15 protein-coding genes and 1 pseudogene are annotated in these 16,987 nt (G+C 36.9%); 4 read left to right on the top strand and 12 right to left on the bottom strand.

Going from position 1 to position 16,987, the window contains the following annotated elements; translation table 11 throughout:
• Positions 1-295: 295 nt before the first annotated feature.
• Complete coding sequence (gene glpK, locus SSOP1_RS10810) at positions 296-1,795, bottom strand: glycerol kinase GlpK (protein ID WP_009988327.1); 1,500 nt, start codon at positions 1,793-1,795, stop codon at positions 296-298.
• Between the two features lie 292 nt (positions 1,796-2,087).
• On the opposite strand from glpK, the gene SSOP1_RS17155 reads away from it, so the two are divergent.
• Positions 2,088-2,234, top strand: coding sequence for a hypothetical protein (locus SSOP1_RS17155; RefSeq protein WP_014511746.1), 147 nt, complete (start codon positions 2,088-2,090; stop codon positions 2,232-2,234).
• 287 nt (positions 2,235-2,521) lie between these two features.
• Positions 2,522-2,986, top strand: a complete 465-nt coding sequence (locus SSOP1_RS10805; RefSeq protein WP_009988326.1) for an Lrp/AsnC family transcriptional regulator — start codon at positions 2,522-2,524, stop codon at positions 2,984-2,986.
• A 51-nt stretch (positions 2,987-3,037) separates the two neighbouring features.
• On the opposite strand, the gene SSOP1_RS10800 is transcribed toward SSOP1_RS10805, so the two are convergent.
• The 10 genes and pseudogenes from SSOP1_RS10800 to SSOP1_RS10760 form a co-directional block, all read right to left on the bottom strand.
• The gene (locus SSOP1_RS10800; protein ID WP_009988324.1) at positions 3,038-4,054 is read right to left on the bottom strand and encodes a thiamine pyrophosphate-dependent enzyme; all 1,017 of its coding nucleotides are present in this window, start codon (positions 4,052-4,054) and stop codon (positions 3,038-3,040) included.
• A gap of 18 nt (positions 4,055-4,072) precedes the next feature.
• On the bottom strand, positions 4,073-5,320 hold the full coding sequence (locus SSOP1_RS10795; protein WP_009988321.1) for a pyruvate ferredoxin oxidoreductase: 1,248 nt from the start codon (positions 5,318-5,320) through the stop codon (positions 4,073-4,075).
• On the bottom strand, positions 5,317-6,408 hold the full coding sequence (locus SSOP1_RS10790) for a 4Fe-4S dicluster-binding protein (RefSeq protein ID WP_009988319.1): 1,092 nt from the start codon (positions 6,406-6,408) through the stop codon (positions 5,317-5,319). Before SSOP1_RS10790 ends, SSOP1_RS10795 begins: the two co-directional genes overlap by 4 nt.
• A 208-nt stretch (positions 6,409-6,616) precedes the next feature.
• Positions 6,617-7,909: an L-lactate MFS transporter gene (locus tag SSOP1_RS10785; RefSeq protein ID WP_010923780.1), complete on the bottom strand. Its 1,293-nt coding sequence runs from the start codon at positions 7,907-7,909 to the stop codon at positions 6,617-6,619.
• A gap of 411 nt (positions 7,910-8,320) precedes the next feature.
• Positions 8,321-9,913, bottom strand: coding sequence for an L-lactate permease (locus tag SSOP1_RS10780; RefSeq protein ID WP_009991904.1), 1,593 nt, complete (start codon positions 9,911-9,913; stop codon positions 8,321-8,323).
• A 543-nt stretch (positions 9,914-10,456) separates the two neighbouring features.
• Positions 10,457-10,693 (bottom strand): hypothetical protein, encoded by a 237-nt coding sequence (locus tag SSOP1_RS10775; protein WP_009991906.1) that lies wholly within the window; start codon positions 10,691-10,693, stop codon positions 10,457-10,459.
• Between the two features lie 4 nt (positions 10,694-10,697).
• On the bottom strand, positions 10,698-11,210 hold the full coding sequence (locus SSOP1_RS10770) for a PIN domain-containing protein (protein WP_009991907.1): 513 nt from the start codon (positions 11,208-11,210) through the stop codon (positions 10,698-10,700).
• Positions 11,207-11,437 (bottom strand): hypothetical protein, encoded by a 231-nt coding sequence (locus SSOP1_RS10765; protein WP_009991909.1) that lies wholly within the window; start codon positions 11,435-11,437, stop codon positions 11,207-11,209. The genes SSOP1_RS10770 and SSOP1_RS10765 overlap by 4 nt, the downstream gene beginning before the upstream one ends.
• Positions 11,438-11,614: 177 nt before the next feature.
• A pseudogene (locus SSOP1_RS16580) lies at positions 11,615-11,796 on the bottom strand (zinc ribbon domain-containing protein); the annotation flags it as partial.
• 313 nt (positions 11,797-12,109) lie between these two features.
• Positions 12,110-13,318 (bottom strand): RNA-guided endonuclease InsQ/TnpB family protein, encoded by a 1,209-nt coding sequence (locus SSOP1_RS10760; protein ID WP_014511745.1) that lies wholly within the window; start codon positions 13,316-13,318, stop codon positions 12,110-12,112.
• A 204-nt stretch (positions 13,319-13,522) separates the two neighbouring features.
• Here SSOP1_RS10760 and SSOP1_RS10755 point away from each other — a divergent pair, with 204 nt between their 5' ends.
• Complete coding sequence (locus tag SSOP1_RS10755; RefSeq protein ID WP_009990155.1) at positions 13,523-15,037, top strand: amidase; 1,515 nt, start codon at positions 13,523-13,525, stop codon at positions 15,035-15,037.
• Between the two features lie 21 nt (positions 15,038-15,058).
• Here the strand turns inward: SSOP1_RS10755 and SSOP1_RS10750 are convergent, their stop codons facing one another.
• Positions 15,059-15,706 carry a peroxiredoxin gene (locus tag SSOP1_RS10750; protein ID WP_009990153.1) on the bottom strand — a complete coding sequence of 216 codons (648 nt, stop codon included), beginning with the start codon at positions 15,704-15,706 and terminating at the stop codon, positions 15,059-15,061.
• A gap of 536 nt (positions 15,707-16,242) precedes the next feature.
• Here SSOP1_RS10750 and SSOP1_RS10745 point away from each other — a divergent pair.
• Positions 16,243-16,974 (top strand): transglutaminase-like domain-containing protein, encoded by a 732-nt coding sequence (locus SSOP1_RS10745; RefSeq protein ID WP_009990152.1) that lies wholly within the window; start codon positions 16,243-16,245, stop codon positions 16,972-16,974.
• Positions 16,975-16,987 lie beyond the last annotated feature (13 nt).

Below are 16,987 nucleotides of genomic sequence, written 5' to 3'. Positions count from 1 at the left end.
TATATATTCACGAACTCCGAGGAGGGCTAATTGAGCGAAAAACCCAAGCCTGGTCTTGTGCTGAGTCAATGGAACGGTGTTAGTTAACTCCACTAGTTATGAAGTGATGAAGATGAAAAAGGTAAACTGTAAACATATGAACTGTCAAAAGGGCGAGACGAACAGGTCGTAATTTCTAGTCTCCTCCTCATTCTATATATGGTTTCAGTAGTGAAATTCCAGAAAATTTCCCCTATGGAACCTCTATATGAAAAATGTCATAAACGGGTTCTGGTCAAAGACTGAATGACCATAGTTATTTACTACCTAACGATTTTTCCCAACCCAGCGACCTCTTCACTGCCTCTTTCCACGCATTATAGCGTCTTTCCCTTTCTTCTTTATTGATTGAGGGAATGAACTCTTTGTCGACAGTCCATTTTTGTTTCAATTCGTTAAGTGAATTCCAATAATTTATTGCTAAACCTGCTAACATTGCAACGCCCATAGATGCAGTCTCCATTACCTTCGGCCTTACTACCCTAATTCCCAAAATATCTGCTTGAAATTGCATCAGTAAATTGTCCTTAGCCCCACCACCATCAACCTTTAGTATGTTTATCTTAGTCCCAGACTCTTTCTCCATTATTTCTATTACGTCTCTATTTTGGTATGCTATTGATTCGAGTATTGCTCTAGCTATATGAGCCTTTGTAGTCCCCCTCGTAATACCTATTATCAATCCCCTCGCGTATGGATCCCAGTATGGTGCACCTAACCCGACAAATGCTGGTACGAAATAGACACCACCAGTATCCGGTACACTTGCGGCTAATGGCTCGATGTCATCCGATGCATCTATTGCTCTTAAACCATCTCTAAACCACTGTACTGCCGCACCAGTTATGAATATACTTCCTTCTAAAGCATATGTAACCCTTTTACTCTCTAAACCCCAAGCTATAGTGGTTAGTAAATTTTCTGAAAAAATCGGATTGCTACCTATATTCATCAGAATGAAACTTCCAGTCCCATAGGTTGATTTTACTTCGCCCATGTCATAGGCTACTTGACCAAACAAGGCAGCTTGTTGATCTCCGGCATCACCAGAGATTGGAATAGAGGATCCCAAAACTTCAGTATACCCGTAAATATCGCTAGATGGTCTCACTTCAGGTAATATACTCTCTGGAATTTTCAATAATTCCAAGATTTCTCTATCCCATTCTAGCTTATTTATGTTGAATAGCATGGTTCTTGACGCGTTTGAATAATCAGTTACGTGAATCTTACCATTAGTTAACTTCCATATAAGATAAGTATCTATAGTTCCAAACTTTATTTCGCCCTTTTCTGCCTTACTCCTCACATTAGGGAGATTATCCAATATCCACTTTATTTTAGATCCACTAAAGTAAGGGTCAGGAATAAGCCCGGTTTTATCCTTTATCATACCAAAGTAATTCTCCTTTAGCCAATCAGTTATATTAGAAGTTCTTCTATCTTGCCAAACAATTGCATTGTAAATTGGTTTCCCACTTATCGCATCCCATAATATGGTAGTCTCCCTCTGATTAGTCACTCCGATTCCAGCTACTTGCCTAGACTCTATCTTCGCCTTTTTCATAGCTTCTTTTATTGCTAACATTTGTGCATTCCATATCTCATCGGGATTGTGCTCTACATATCCTGGACTTGGGTAATGTTGAGGAAAATCGTACTGACCTATTCCTAATACTTCTAAATCTTGATTATATATAATTGCTCTAGCACTTGTTGTTCCCTCATCTATTGCTAAGATGAAGCCACCGGGCATAATAAGCTATCTGTGTAACTAATATATAAAAAATAAATGTAGCTAACAATATTATTGCTGAAATGACTGGGTAGAGTCAAGAATGCTTTTAACCATTCCGCTTATTTACTGTGAATGTTTTCCTTCCCTAAGGTTTAACTATAAGATTAAGATGAAGAGGAAACTTGTTTGCTTAGTTAATTTTAACTTTTGTAAATTTTATCTTAGAAGTGGTCAATTATTTCCGTAATACCCTATTAACATGTTTCATTTTTATAGTAGACCTAGTTTATAATCGTACTGATATTAAATAATGATAATTTTTCCAATTCCGCTCAAATTAGACAAGGTCATGGATGACATTACAGATAATGAGCCCTCTGTAGTTATAATAGTATCAAAATCGATTCCAGAACCTCCTTTATCTTTGTTTCCGGTAACATCTAAATTATACGATTAACGTTGTAAAATGGGCGAACGTTAAACATCAGAGTCATATATCACCCTTAAAAAAATTTAAAAATTTATTAACAAACTTTTATACAAATTATTCTATATAATCTAATGGTTTTAATTATCAGCTGAAAAATGATAAATATTTAAAACTTTAATAATTCTTTACCTATCTAGGGTTGCAAAATTATCAAACAAAGCGATATAAAACTTCATTTTATGCAATATAAAAAGGCATTATCTTGTAATTTTTACAATAATCCTTTTATGTTTGATAATGTATAATGTATAATGATGGGAGTAAATATAATAAGACTTGATGATACTGATGAGAAAATTCTTAACATTTTGCGCTATAATGCTAAAAAGAGTTTAAAGGAGCTATCCGATGAGCTCGGAATACCAATAAGTACAGTAAGGTATAGGATTAAGAGATTGGAAGATGCGCAAATAATAAGAGGGTATGTCGCCTTAATAGACAGAGTAAATTTAGGTTTGAATGTCTCATTAGTAATGGAAATAGAGACAGTACCATACTCCATAAAGAAGGTAGCCCAAGACCTAGGTGAAATACCGGAAGTAGTGAGGATATACGGTTTAGATAATGGGCCTAGATTACATGTACATATGATCTTTAAAGATGATGCAAGCGCACATCAATTTATAGCCAATAAATTGTACAATATTAAGGGAATCAAGACTGTTTCGATTTCAAGGATAATTGAGAGATATAAGATAGATCCTTCAGTACTGTTATGAGTACATCAATATAAATTTCCAAAAATAGGAAAAAAGAAAAGATATTTTTCTTTATTTATCACTTATCTTCGCATTTATTGACTTTATTGGCATTACCCCAGGTATTTCCCATTCTTCATACATCTCGTCAACCATTCTTTGGACGTATTCAATGTCTTCTTCAGTAAAATGTGAAAATCTTCCTTGCTTTTCTAAGTACTCTTTTACTGGTTTTCTCTTCATTCTACCCTCTACTATGCTCTTGGTAGGCTCATTGTACACTATCTCTCCATCTATATATTCATATAGTGGCCATAATCCTGTCTCTACTGCCAATACTCCCAGTTCGTGAGAGAATTTCGGATCGTAATCCCATCCCTTCGGGCACGGGTCTAACGAATGAATGAACGTTGGTCCCCCTATCGTTAATGCCTTTCTGATCTTATTCATGGAGTCCAGTGGATAGGCAGGAGTCATAGTGGCTGCATATCTAACGTTCCTATGTCCAGCTATTATCATTGGGACTACGCTCTTTTTCCACCTTTTCTTCATTATTCTTCTTTGTTTACCGGGTCTACTAAATGATGTTTGCGCTCCAAATGGTGTCATACTAGTCTCCTGAATATCAGTATTTGCTGAGGACTCATTATCATAAAGTATTATGAGTAAGTTATAATCATAAGTCATTGCATTTGAAACTCCAGATAAACCCATATCCGCGCATCCTAGGTCTCCACAGAAGGCTATCACGTTTATAGGTTCTTGCTTTATTTTTCCTTTCCTCATTAATGCCCTAAGTGCAGCGGCAGTACCTAATGCAGCTGCACCTGTTCCTCCCAGTTGTGTGTGAACCCATGGAACTATCCATGACGTAGTATAATATGTAGTATTTGCTACATACATGCATCCAGTAGCTCCTATAACTATTGTTCTTGGTCCAGCAGCTTTAGCTAAAAATCTCATCACTAGTGCCGACTCGCATCCTTGGCAAGTCCTATGACCAGATGTATAGAACTCCTCTAACGGTGTGTCTTTTATTGTCTTAATTATAGACTTATACACTTTTTCTTCCAATTCCTTTTCAACCATTTCATATCACCTCCACTTTTACCAAGGGTCTCCTCTTACCCCAACCCAATAAACGGGTTTCGTTATGGGAGTATCTCTATGTTCATAACCTATCTTAATTATCTTTTCCACATCTTGGATAGTTATTTCCCTCCCACCTAATCCTCCTATGAAATTCATAACTCTAGGCCTCTGATCTAGATCGTATAACGAAGATCTAACTTCGTGGTAAATCACGCCTCCTCTATTTGGAGATCCCATTGAGTAATCCCTATCAATAACACACACTACTCTAGAATTAGCTAAATACCTAATAACATCTTGTGTTGGGAATGGCCTGAACCATCTTATCCTTAACATTCCCACCTTATAGCCTTGCCGTCTCATATTCTTTATTGCGACCTTCATCGGTTTAGATACTGTTCCCATTCCAATTAGCACTACCTCTGCGTCATCAATCATATACGGTTCTACAAATGGGTTTTCTGGCATCTGTAAATCGCTAGTTGAGCCGGGATATCTTCCAAATACCTTTTTAAATTCTTCATAAGCCTCAACTATTACACTTCTAGCCCTCTCCATGGCCTCTTCGTGTTGTCTTCTTATTTCCATAACCCAATCCTCATTAACTTGAGGAGCTACCGTAATCGGATTATCAGGGTGAACCAAGTACTTACCTCTATTATATGGTGGTAAGAAGTTCTTAACTAGTTCTCTAGGAGGCAATCTTACTATCTGTTCCGAGTGTGTTAGAAATCCACCATCCATAGAGATACCTAATGGTAGTAATACCCTTTGATCCTCAGCTATCCTATAAGCTAGTAATGCAGTATCGAAAGCCTCTTGAGCAGTATCTACCCAAACCAATAGCCAACCCACGTCTCTCACCATTAATGCGTCATTATGTTCAACTCCATAGGCTCCAGGATCATCTAAAGCTCTATTTCCTATTATTGCGACTACTGGAGCACGATCTGTAGCAGTAACTACTATTGCTTCCATTGCGTAAAGCCAACCCACTCCACTACTCCCCACTAGAGTCCTTGCCCCCGCTAATGATGCGTGCTTCACGGTCTCAAACTGTCCATGTTCTCCCTCAGCAACTATGAACTCCGCATCTAATTCTCCATCGGCTATTAATTTGGAAATCGTATCCATAACTTCAGTATATGGTCTAATTGGATATGCAGCAACAACGTCTACATCGGCGTACATTGCTGCATGAGCTACTGCTTGTGTTCCATTCATTAATACCTCTCTTTCTACTAATTTCTTAACCTCAGTCATCTTCCCAACCCCGGAACGTAAACTCTTTCCTTCCTAGCTTGCCTTACAGTTTTTAACCATTCCTTATACTTTGCTTTATCCTCTTTCCACATCTCATATGGCCTTCTGTAATCCGTGAACATCGATTCGTCTACCATTACTATGCAATCCTTAACTGGGCACACTTCAGCGCATATTCCGCATCCTACACAGTAGTCGTAAGCTATATCATAATATCCATCTGGAGTTTCATCGAAACATTCATCTGGACAGTACACCCAACATAGTTTACATTTGATACAAGTATCGAAATCTACTGTAGGTCTTTCAAATTTTGTAGTTCCTCTCTTAAAGAGTTCATTCCTCTTTCCCCTCGGAACTGCTGGAATTACTGTACCCTCTAACATTTCCTGCCATGTTAGTAACCTAGGTGGATTATATACGAAATCTATTCCCTCACCTTTCATCACAGTTCTATAATCTACTGAGGAATATGCTTCTCTTACTGCAGATACTCTCTTGTTAGCATCTTGTTTTTTGGTTACATATTTAAGTAAATGGTCTAAATCTATGATATCAGGTCTTAGCTTTGCTAATCCTCCCCAGACTTTCTCCATGGTTAAGTCATCCTTAAATGCCCATAGTCCCGAAAATGATGGTTCAGTTTTTATTACTCCTAGAGTCCAATTAAAGTCCTTTTTAGGTATCATTTTTAATAACTCGTTAATTCTCTTGGTAGAAGTTACCAACATTGTCCCGTTACTCTTTAGTTTGAGGTTTATGGGTTGAACTCCTTGCCATGCCCACGATTCTACACCCTTTAATAGGGTATCGTCTAGTACTATAATCACATCCACTAGATCTGGTTCTACTCTTGTAGAGTAACCTATTAGGTCTTCTTCATTTACACCATCTCCTATTCCAACATAGTATTTTGCTGGTACTCCGTTTCTTTCTGGGGAGTCCCCATATCTGCCAAAAGACAAGGCTGGTCTCCCCATTTCCCTGGCAGTGTAAACGATTCCTTCTGCAATGTACTTTGCTAATCTTTTCTGGAAGATACCTCTATACACTATCTCTACATACTTCACTTCATCTTTTACTCCCATATGAGAATATTTCGTAATCTATTATATATAGATTGATTTGTAACTATGTTAACTTACGTATAGAAGTTTTTGCAATTTATTAGATCGTTTCTGGAATCTTTGGCAAAATGTGCAAGATATGGGGAAGAAAGTTTAACTTGATTATTAAGAAATTTTCTGGAAAAATAAAAAATAATAGGAATTATGATAAAAACCCTTTATAGAAAAATTACTTAGTTTTGGACTCTATACTACCTTTCTGGCTTTCAGCACCGGCAATCTGCGCAGTAGGTATTTTCGGTGGTCTTAGAGTTAAGGCTAGGATAGCAGACATTATAGCCATTGAACCAGTTATAATTAATGTCTCCTTTATGCCATATGAGGTAAACAATATTGATGCACCATAACCGGCAAATATGCCTGCTAACGCCTTTGCAGTGTAAGTTAATCCATAATTAGCTCCAGAGTGTTTAGGTCCATAATAGTCACCCACCAGTGGTGGGAACAAAGAGAATAATGGTCCCCACGTGAATGCTGTTAGGAAAATCAAAGCAAGGTATAGTGATGCAATCTTCGGTATGAATGCTATTGAGAGCATGGAAATCCCACTAATTCCAAATGACAGCGTCATAGTATAAGGTCTTCCTAAATAGTCAGATACAGTACCCATAACAAATCTTCCTAACCCATTGGCAAAGGGAAATAAAAATACCGCAATTACAGCAGCTATACTAAATCCTAGTGATCTACCGTATGGTATTAAATGTCCAATAATGGATAAGCCGGATCCAGCAATAAGGAAAAACGCTATATAAATTACCCACCATTGCCATGTCTTTACCATTTGCGATACAGTATAATCATTTTTGCTTCTCTTTATCATCTTACGTTTTTTCTCGTACTCCTCAGCATTAAAGCCCTTAGGTAACCATTGGGGAGGAGGATAAGCAAAGAAGAACGCCAGCAGAGTTATAACTATTAGTTGCACAATTCCCATGTAAGTGAATGCAGCTGTGTAACTAATTGAGGTGATAATATATTGTATCAAAGGGGATAATGCGAATGATCCTCCACCGAAACCTATTTCTATAATTCCAGTGGCTAGACCTCTTTTATCAGGGAACCATTTGACAGCAGTACTTATGGCAGTACCGTATATTATGCCCACTCCTATACTTCCGAAACCATAGGTAAGATATAGTATAGGCAAGGATTTAGCAAAGGCAGAGCTAATATATCCAATGCCAGTAATTATCCCACCTAACATGGAAATTAGTCTAGGACCATACCTATCCGCAATCCTACCTGCAACGAACATCGATAATGCTTGGACGATAATATATATTGTATATGTAAGTCCTAGGGCTGGTGATCCTGGAGCTACGTGAAATACTCTACCTAGAGGTACAGTATATAATGTCCATGAATATTCATACACACTAACAAGTGCCATAGAAATAGTTGCACCTACTACTAGCATCCACCTAAACCATCCTTTTTCAAACCACTTACTACTCATCATTCATTCTATACGTAAAAAATGGTTTTAACTTTTGTTTCTAAAATTAGCCTATATTTATTAGAAATATAACTATTGCTCATCAAAATTCCTTGCATAAAATGCAAGTAGGTATGTTAAAAATATAATTCTTTAGCTTAGATAGTAGTACTATGTTTAGAAATTAAAGTTAAAAAATTATTATTATTAATGTTTATAGCTCAGTGGATCAGTATATTTAATAGCTAAATTTTCAATACATAACCGAAAATCTGTGAATAATATTTAAGCAGATCCTAAAAGCTAATGATAATTTTACCTTTAGTTCTTACTTGAAACTTTGAGAAGAATAATTTAAGTTAAACAATCCTAGAGATGTAAAAACATTAGGAGTTAACTTAATAGAAAAAAGGAAGTTAATTCATATATCTAACACTAATGTACAAATAGAGATGGAGCTAAGAATGCGTATAGTACTCCTATAAGTATTAGATATATCAAAATGCCTATAGCCCAAGGTAGATTTTTCCTAATCACTATACCCTCTTTTCGAACGTATTTTGTTGTGGATACTCCTGCACTAGCAGTCTGTGGAGCAACTGGTTTAGCTAACTCAGCACCCACAGAATTTAACGCTGGTGGTAATCCTACGGGCAAACCAGTTAAACGTGCAGTTGTAACTTGAAACGCCCCAAAAAGGGCGTTGGTCGACGTATTACTCCCTGATAATGCGCATCCAATCCAACCAAATAAGGGTGAAACTATTATAAATGCTATACCTAGGTCACTAGTTTTCCAAGCTAATGAGTAAGCCATTCCGCTGAAATTAAATACATATGCAAGCCCAACCACAAAAATACCAGTTAATATCCCTCCCCAGTATTGATGAAAAGACCTCTTTATAGCTTCTCCCATAATTCTTGGCGAAGCCCTTAAAACTAGAGAAATAATTATCCATGATACTAAAATTGACGTACCCGCTACGAAAGGATTGAATGCAAAACTTACTCCTACATTTTTATGGAGAAGAGAGGAGTATGCTGTTTGAGATAAGGTTACTAATGAAAACTTAGTTAGTGGTGACCAAGGACCAGTCCATAGAGTTACTACTATAATTAACACTATGAAGGCTGATAAGGCCTCAATAACGTCTTTTGTTGAGTATTTCTTGCTCTCCCCACCATTAGGCTGAACGCTTCTTAGACTCAGCACTCTCTTAGGTCTCCACACTCTTAAGAATAAAAGTAATATGACGAAAGATATTAAAGATCCTGTAATGTCCGGTAAATAAGGACCAATAAAACTCGCTACTGGATATTGACCTAAAATATAGGATAGTGAACCAAGTATAGCTATTGGCCATGCTTCTCTTATCCCCCTCCATTTATCAACTAGATATAATAATATCCAAGGTGGTAATAGAGCCAAAATTGCCACTACTTTCGCAACTGAAGATGATATGAATAATAAGGGTAATCCAGTAACTGACGCTAGAATAATTATTGGAGTTCCTAATGCACCAAAAGATACTGGGGCGTTATTAGCTAATGCGGACACTTGAAGAGCTTTTAGATCATCAAAACCTAAATATATTAGGAGTGGGGCGATAAACGCCCACGGATATCCAAATCCCACCAGTCCTTCAAATAAGGCTCCTAAAGACCACGCTAATACTATAGCTTGAACTCTAGCGTCATTAGTAGAATTTCTCACTATCCAGTCTCTAAATGCGTCAAATTTCCCAGTTAACACTAACGTATTATAAATTGTTAACCCCCAGAATACTATCCAAGATATTGCCCAAGTTCCTACTAATGCTCCTATAAGCCATGCATAACTAACTTGTATTATTGGAGTTCCCCATACAAATGTTGCAACTAAAATCGTTATTATCGAACCTATGAGCGTAGCTAGCCATGCAGTTATTCTTAGCCCAGCCAACAATATTAATAGTGCAATTATTGGTGTTAAGGATGCTAAAATAGTTAACCCTACATTACCAGTTGGGTTTAAGGGTTGTATATACATACTTCTCTAATTGGAATATATCTCTAACTTTATAAGCTTACTTTTGATAAATGATTGAAAATTCTTAAAAATAATTACAAAATTTCTTACATCTCGTCATCCCTTTATGGAAAGATTTGAAAAAGACTGGGAAAGTTGACGAATAATGCTTAAATATTAACTTATTAGGGCGATTCATGGATCCATTGCGAATTGTAATTTGTAAATAATACGTTGTAAAAATGTTAATATTGATAATCGTGTATCTCTGCTAATTAGCCGTCTTCATTTAGTTAATTTCGTAACAATATTCGAAATAAAGTGAATTCGCAATGGATAACTGAATCTCTCTGCTAAGATTTTCCATAAATTTTGATATAATTGAGTAAAATAATCATATAATGTACGATAATCAGTTACTAACAGAAGGCCATTATTTTTAATAATACGATCTTGGATCTACTGTATACAATTAAAATACAATATGTTTGTTAACACTATAGATTTATTTCTGAAGGACGATTCTAAATATACTGTAAAAGGCTTTTTCAGCATTTTGTAAGTTCAATAAATTGTTGGTATTTTTGCCTTATCTTTAGCAAAGTCCACAAACTCATCTACGGCCATTCCTGCCATTTGTGAAGCCCCTCTATAATCTCCGGTTTCTATGTAGTATTCTAATGCAATTCTTAGTTTTACTGGTTGTGATTTTATGAAGTCCCAGTCAGCATACTTTCTTCTAATCTCCCTGGCCTCTTTAAACCTCTCTATCCATTCCTTCAATGCTTCCTCATCTATCATACATTTAAATTAAATCATAGCCACTTAAATCTTTACTTGAAAACCTATGCCCAGTCTGCTTATTATACTCCTCAATTTCATTTCTTATATCTGTAATTAGACCCCTATTATGAAGTTGAATTAGCACCTCTAATGCCCTCATTATCTTAACGTCCCTATATTCCTTATAGTAATTTATGAGAGCAACAGCACCGCCGTTTTCCGTAAGCACTGTATAACCTTCGACCTTACCTACAACTACGCAATAAGCCTCTGGATAATCAACTGGCCTTACGGGAAGCCTTCTGGTCTCATAAACTAGCCTTAGTGCCTCCTCCCTAATTTGTGGTAACTCAGGAAATATTGCAAGCTTATTATTTTCTAAGCCTTGAGCTATCCATAAAAGAGTTCTTTCGCTTCTCACTTCATTAAATACGGAATCAGGAAGATAGATGAGATTAAAAAGTTGGAAGATTAGATCACGTTTCGAATATCTAACCCAATCTATTAAAAAAGAAGTATCAGCAACTGCAATCATACGCTAGGTATCCTCGCCTTTATTCTTAGCTCGTTAAAGTCTTCCATCATCATCCCAGCTAATCTAGAGGCGTTGTATAGATCTCCGGTTTCTATGTAGTATTCTAATGCAATTCTTAGTTTTACTGGTTGTGATTTTATGAAGTCCCAGTCAGCATACTTTCTTCTAATCTCCCTGGCCTCTTTAAACCTCTCTATCCATTCCTTCAATGCTTCCTCATCTATCATACATTTAAATTAAATCATAGCCACTTAAATCTTTACTTGAAAACTTTTATCACTTAAGTTTGATTATTGAAAAGAAACGTCCAATGTTATATAACGACTTCCCTTAAGCTTATGAGAGTTTCGTGCCACGAGAATATAGTCATCTGACTTTCACACAGCCATAAATGACGGTTCCCCTCATCGATTCGGAACTACATCTCTCATTTGAGGGGCAGTCGAGAGGGTCAGAGACCCCTCCCATTCTAATTAACTATAGCAATAACGTCGCGGTCATTCTCATAACCGCAAGAGCATTTAAACCAACGATATAAAACCTCAACCATATTACTACCACACTTAGGACAAGAGATGGACGAATAATATAGGATATTGTAGATTTCGTATAGTAGTTTTAGGAAATTCCCTTATCATAAAAAGTCAAAATATTTATCCATGTATTTATAAATATCTTTCATTGTACTTCTTAATATTATAGCTCATCAATAAACATTTCTCATCTAATCAGGAAAGATTTATTATATATTTTTAACGTAACGTAAAAGTGTAACGATTTTCCGATAAATCCTATTCGTAGAGCCGAAGATGATGATGATACATATTAGCTAACAAAAGTTATTCTCATAGGTATATGAGGAGTAACCCTCTATAAGGATGATTAAGTGCGGAAGTGAGCTACCCCCTCATAAATGAGGGAGCTTCCTGCTTCACAGCTCTGCCATGCCAGAGTACTGGTAGAGGGCGGAGCTCCACAGGCACTAAGGATCGCTCCGACCCCGCACTCTTCAAAATGTTAAGAGAAGCATTATAGTCACGATCTGCAATCCAACCACAGTTGGGACAAACGAAAACACGATCAGATAGAGACAAGTCATTTTTCACATACCCGCACCTAGCACAAGTTTTGGAAGTGTATGCAGGATTAACTAGGATGAGTTTCTTTCCGTATTTTTCCAGCTGATACTTCAGCACATCCCTCAACTCACCAAATCCCACGTCACTCAGCCTCCTCCTCAGAGACCTCAAGGACTTACCCACAAGTTGTTTAGCGTGAATACCCTCCATCACCACAACGTCATAATGCTCAGCAAACCACTTACCCAACTTCATGTAAAGATCCGTTCTTAGATTCTTCAAATGCTCATAAGCCCTAGCAAGCTTAACCTTAGCCTTAAACCAATTATGAGAGAGGAACTTCTTCCTTGAAAGTTCTCTGTGTAGATGCTTCACTTTCCATAACGCCTTTTCAAGAGGTCTCAGATTGGGGAAATATTCACCATCTGACGTTACTAACAACTTTTCTACACCAACATCTATCGCCACTTCCTTACCAGTGTTAGGTAACTTGGGGAATTCGTGATCAACTACGAAAGTGATGTATATCCTCTCAGATCTTGTTAGCTTCACTATCACCCTCTTTACTTTGTCAAGGGGAAAGTCCCTGTGTATAATTACCTTGAATGTACCAAGATTTGATAGTTTAAGCGTTATTAGTTTCTTCTTGCCTTTTCTTATTTCTCTAACGTGAAGTATTTTCCAACCGCTTTGCGTATAGACAAGGGAGTAGTGCTTGTGAGGTTTCTTTTCTTTTGGGAAACGTGCTAAACCTTCGAAAAACCTCTTCTTAGCTTCGTAATAACGGTCAGCTATTTGTTGAACTACTTGCGAGTAGAGTTGCTTATACTCATCATCTTGTTTTCTCAGATCTAGAGCCAACTGTCTTAACTCAGTTTGTGTTAGTCCTTTCCCATCCCTCTGATAGAAATAGATGTCTGCCCACCTTAAGGTGTTGTAGATTTTGCACGCTAACTTCAACTGGGCTTTTAACGCCCTAAGGGTTTGTTCGTCAGCGTAAGCACGGAAGCGAAACCCTAAGGTGGGCATTGATGTGTATTTCGTTATTTTCCTATTTTTAACTTTTCTACAAAGGGATTCATCTCAAAGAGAAGTTTTCCGCCCCCTTTGAACCCCCGTCTGTTATAAAGCTATTCTCCATCCTACGGTTACAAACTCAGATCTGTTAGATACGAAGCATGTAATGCTTCTTTTAAAACTTTTGTTTATAAGATTGCCTTACTAAAATATTTTATGGGAATTAAGTTACCCACATTGGAGGATTTAAGAGAGATTTCTAAGCAATTTAATTTAGATCTAGAGGATGAGGAGTTAAAATCCTTTTTGCAATTACTAAAACTGCAGTTGGAATCCTATGAGAGGTTAGACTCCTTGCCAGATTATACTCCAAGAGTTAAGTATCAGAGAACATTAGGTCGACCACCTATGAAAGAGGAGAATCCTTATGGTGCTTTAGTGTGGATAACTTCGATAAAGGGTAAGGAAGAGGGTAAGTTAAAGGGAAAAAGGATTTGCATTAAGGACAATGTGATGATAGCGGGTATACCTATGCTTAATGGATCTAAAATGTTAGAAGGTTTTGTCCCGCATATGGATGCTACTGTAGTTTCAAGGATTCTGGATGAGGCTGGAGAAATCGTAGCTAAGACTACGTGTGAGGACCTATGCTTCTCAGGAGGTAGTCATACATCTTATCCTTGGCCAGTACTAAATCCGAGAAATCCAGAGTATATGGCAGGAGGATCATCAAGCGGTAGTGCTGTAGCAGTAGCTTCTGGCTATTGTGATATGGCTGTTGGAGGAGATCAAGGAGGTTCAATTAGAATTCCCAGTTCGTGGGTTGGCATATACGGACTAAAACCAACTCATGGACTAGTTCCATATACCGGCGCTTTTTCCATAGAGCCTACATTAGATCATCTAGGACCTATGGCTAATACGGTAAAGGATGTAGCATTACTTTTAGAGGTAATAGCAGGGAGGGATGAATTGGATTCAAGACAGCCAGATAGCCTACCTCCACCTCCAGTCAAACCCTATTCTAAACTTATTGATGGCGACGTAAAAGATATGAAAGTTGGCATAGTTAAGGAAGGATTTAATTGGTCCAATTCTGAAAAGGATGTTGATGAGTTAGTATTAGATTCTGCCAAGAAACTAGAAGATTATGGAATAAAAGTAGAGGATACCTCCATACCTCTTCATAGGATGGGATTGGATATATGGACTCCAATAGCTATTGAGGGTGCCACAGCAACCATGATATTAGGAAGTGGTGTAGGATGGGGAAGGAAGGGCTTATTTGAGACTCAAATTGCAGATTTCTTTGGGAACTCCTTAAAATCCAGAGCTAGAGATTTACCAAACACGGTAAAAGGTGTACTAATGTTAGGCTACTTAATGATAAAGATGTATAACAATAGATACTACGCAAAGGCAAGAAATTTATCGATTGTGTTAAAGGAAGCTTACGACAGTGCGTTAAGGAAATACGACGCTCTAATAATGCCAACAACTCCTATGAAAGCAATGAGGTATAAGAGTGAACCAGGCTTTGATGAATATTTTATAATGGCGCTCGGAATGATAAATAATACAGCTCCTTTTGACGTTACTGGACACCCTGCTATGAATATACCAGTGGGATATTCGAATGGTTTACCAGTCGGTCTGATGATAATAGGAAGGCATTTTGAAGAAGACAAGGTTCTAAAATTAGCTAATGTATTTGAGAGAATCAAAAAATAAATTTAATTTTACCCATTCATGTTATGTTGTTTTAACTTCTTTATAAGTGAACCACCAATCAAAGGGCTGACCTAATCTCATCTTTGCATCTTTTATCGTTCTAGGAGCTGGATTAATGACCTTATCTCCTATTAGTTCATTATTAGGCCAGTTAGCTGGAGTTACTACTCCTGCTTTGTCAACTAATTGTAGTGCTCTAATAGCTCTAAGAATTTCATCAATATTTCTTCCTATCTCCATCGGATAGTACAGAATTAATCTCACTACCCCCTTATCGTCAACTACGAATACTGCTCTAACTGTAGCTGTAGAGGACTGCGCATGGATCATACCTAGTCTTTTAGCAACATTGCCCATTGGATCAGCGATTATTGGAAACGGAATTTCAACCTTTAGGTTTTTCTCTATCCACATTATCCATTCGATGTGTGAAATGTTACTATCTACTGAAAGTCCTATTAGTTCAGTATTCAACTTCTTGAACTCCTCGTATTTCTTTGCAAATGAGTAGAACTCCGTAGTGCACACCGGTGTGAAATCTCCAGGATGGCTAAATAATACAAACCATCTCCCTTTATAGTCATCAGGTAGTTTTATCCTGCCTTGCGTAGTTATAACTTCCATTTCTGGGAATCTTTCTCCTATTAATGGAATTCTTTCCTCACTCATTTTTTCACCTAGTATTTAATTTGGAGTGACTCCTATTTAAAATTAACTCATTCTCATTAAAATGTAACTTTTAAATTAAAGTAGCTCCAAATTCCTTAGATCGTTTGCAGCAATAATGGCTATGCTATTATTGAGAGAGATAACGTTAGACCGATTTGGAATAGTTTGGACATTTTTATTATTAAATAAGGTATCAAAGATAAGATATTCATGAGGTGTGAATATAATAACTTTAAACTATTTTCTACAGATTTCTCTTCCTAGAAAGCCTTTTTTCACGTCATTCTAAGAAGAGTATCATCAAGCTTACGAAGACTCTATCAATATACAGTTCTTATTTAAATTTCCTAACTATCGCTCTATTGCAATCAATTTAGTTAAAAGGACAATTAGGTGAATATCGATCTTAATCTTAGAATATCTATTATGGTAAAGTTACTCTTCTCTTAATATTTTATTAGCTCGGAGTTTCTATACGGAAGGGTCGTCGTCATTTTGTTAAAGCTTTTCTTTTTTCTTTCTTATTGTAAAGCATAATGACTAGATATAAACTATCGGCTGAGGTTTCCTTTTCTAAGCCAAGCGAAATAATGGGCAGACTTTACATCCTTCCTTATAGAGATAATGCTCAAAAGGTCCTACATTTTAATATCGACCACCCATCATTTTGTAAGGTTAGCATAAATCAAGATAGGTTTAGAAACGAACATCTAGATTTTAAGTGCAACCCTTCGGATGATTTTTCAATTATTATCAGTTATGAGGTAGAAGTGAACTCATTCTCGAAATCTGAGAACGAAGAAGAGGTTTTTCTCTCTTCAAGCAAATACGTTAATGTTGATAAGTTTAAGATGATTAACGTAAGGTATTTCTCATTTGATGATCTCATAGATGAAGTGATTAGTATGGTTAGGGATAGTATTAGGTATGATAAAAATAATAAAAGTGTTAAATCAGCTTTTGGTTCCTTAATTATGGGTTCTGGGGTTTGTGTAAATTACAGTCATGTTGCCATAGGAATTCTTAGAGCATTAGGAATTCCAGCTAGATACGTTATTGGTTTGATCCCATTTTCCACTAAGGAAGCTCATGCATGGATTGAAGTTAAGATTGGTGATGTATGGTTTCCCGTTGATCCCACTAATGGAATTAAAGGTATGCAATACTTAAAGTGGGCTATAGGGAGAGATGATAACGATGTTAGGAGTAAAATTTGGTATAGTAAACCCGTAAGTTTTGACTTCTCTTTCGACTGGAATTTCCGCTAATGTTAGACCCTTA

The sequence above is a fragment of the Saccharolobus solfataricus genome, from assembly GCF_900079115.1.
Lineage (GTDB): Archaea > Thermoproteota > Thermoprotei_A > Sulfolobales > Sulfolobaceae > Saccharolobus > Saccharolobus solfataricus.
The sequence above is the reverse complement of the archived record's forward strand: the minus strand, read 5'-3'. Positions and strand labels throughout refer to the sequence as shown.

Excerpts from the sequence above, each read along its gene's own strand:
- SSOP1_RS10750 (WP_009990153.1), bottom strand. The coding sequence starts at position 15,706 with ATGAGTGAGGAAAGAATTCCATTAATAGGAGAAAGATTCCCAGAAATG.
- SSOP1_RS10795 (WP_009988321.1), bottom strand. The coding sequence starts at position 5,320 with ATGACTGAGGTTAAGAAATTAGTAGAAAGAGAGGTATTAATGAATGGA.
- SSOP1_RS10805 (WP_009988326.1), top strand. The coding sequence starts at position 2,522 with ATGGGAGTAAATATAATAAGACTTGATGATACTGATGAGAAAATTCTT.
- SSOP1_RS17155 (WP_014511746.1), top strand. The coding sequence starts at position 2,088 with ATGATAATTTTTCCAATTCCGCTCAAATTAGACAAGGTCATGGATGAC.
- SSOP1_RS10780 (WP_009991904.1), bottom strand. The coding sequence starts at position 9,913 with ATGTATATACAACCCTTAAACCCAACTGGTAATGTAGGGTTAACTATT.
- SSOP1_RS10765 (WP_009991909.1), bottom strand. The coding sequence starts at position 11,437 with ATGATAGATGAGGAAGCATTGAAGGAATGGATAGAGAGGTTTAAAGAG.
- SSOP1_RS10790 (WP_009988319.1), bottom strand. The coding sequence starts at position 6,408 with ATGGGAGTAAAAGATGAAGTGAAGTATGTAGAGATAGTGTATAGAGGT.
- SSOP1_RS10745 (WP_009990152.1), top strand. The coding sequence starts at position 16,243 with ATGACTAGATATAAACTATCGGCTGAGGTTTCCTTTTCTAAGCCAAGC.
- SSOP1_RS10755 (WP_009990155.1), top strand. The coding sequence starts at position 13,523 with ATGGGAATTAAGTTACCCACATTGGAGGATTTAAGAGAGATTTCTAAG.
- SSOP1_RS10785 (WP_010923780.1), bottom strand. The coding sequence starts at position 7,909 with ATGATGAGTAGTAAGTGGTTTGAAAAAGGATGGTTTAGGTGGATGCTA.
- glpK (WP_009988327.1), bottom strand. The coding sequence starts at position 1,795 with ATGCCCGGTGGCTTCATCTTAGCAATAGATGAGGGAACAACAAGTGCT.
- SSOP1_RS10760 (WP_014511745.1), bottom strand. The coding sequence starts at position 13,318 with ATGCCCACCTTAGGGTTTCGCTTCCGTGCTTACGCTGACGAACAAACC.
- SSOP1_RS10800 (WP_009988324.1), bottom strand. The coding sequence starts at position 4,054 with ATGGTTGAAAAGGAATTGGAAGAAAAAGTGTATAAGTCTATAATTAAG.
- SSOP1_RS10770 (WP_009991907.1), bottom strand. The coding sequence starts at position 11,210 with ATGATTGCAGTTGCTGATACTTCTTTTTTAATAGATTGGGTTAGATAT.
- SSOP1_RS10775 (WP_009991906.1), bottom strand. The coding sequence starts at position 10,693 with ATGATAGATGAGGAAGCATTGAAGGAATGGATAGAGAGGTTTAAAGAG.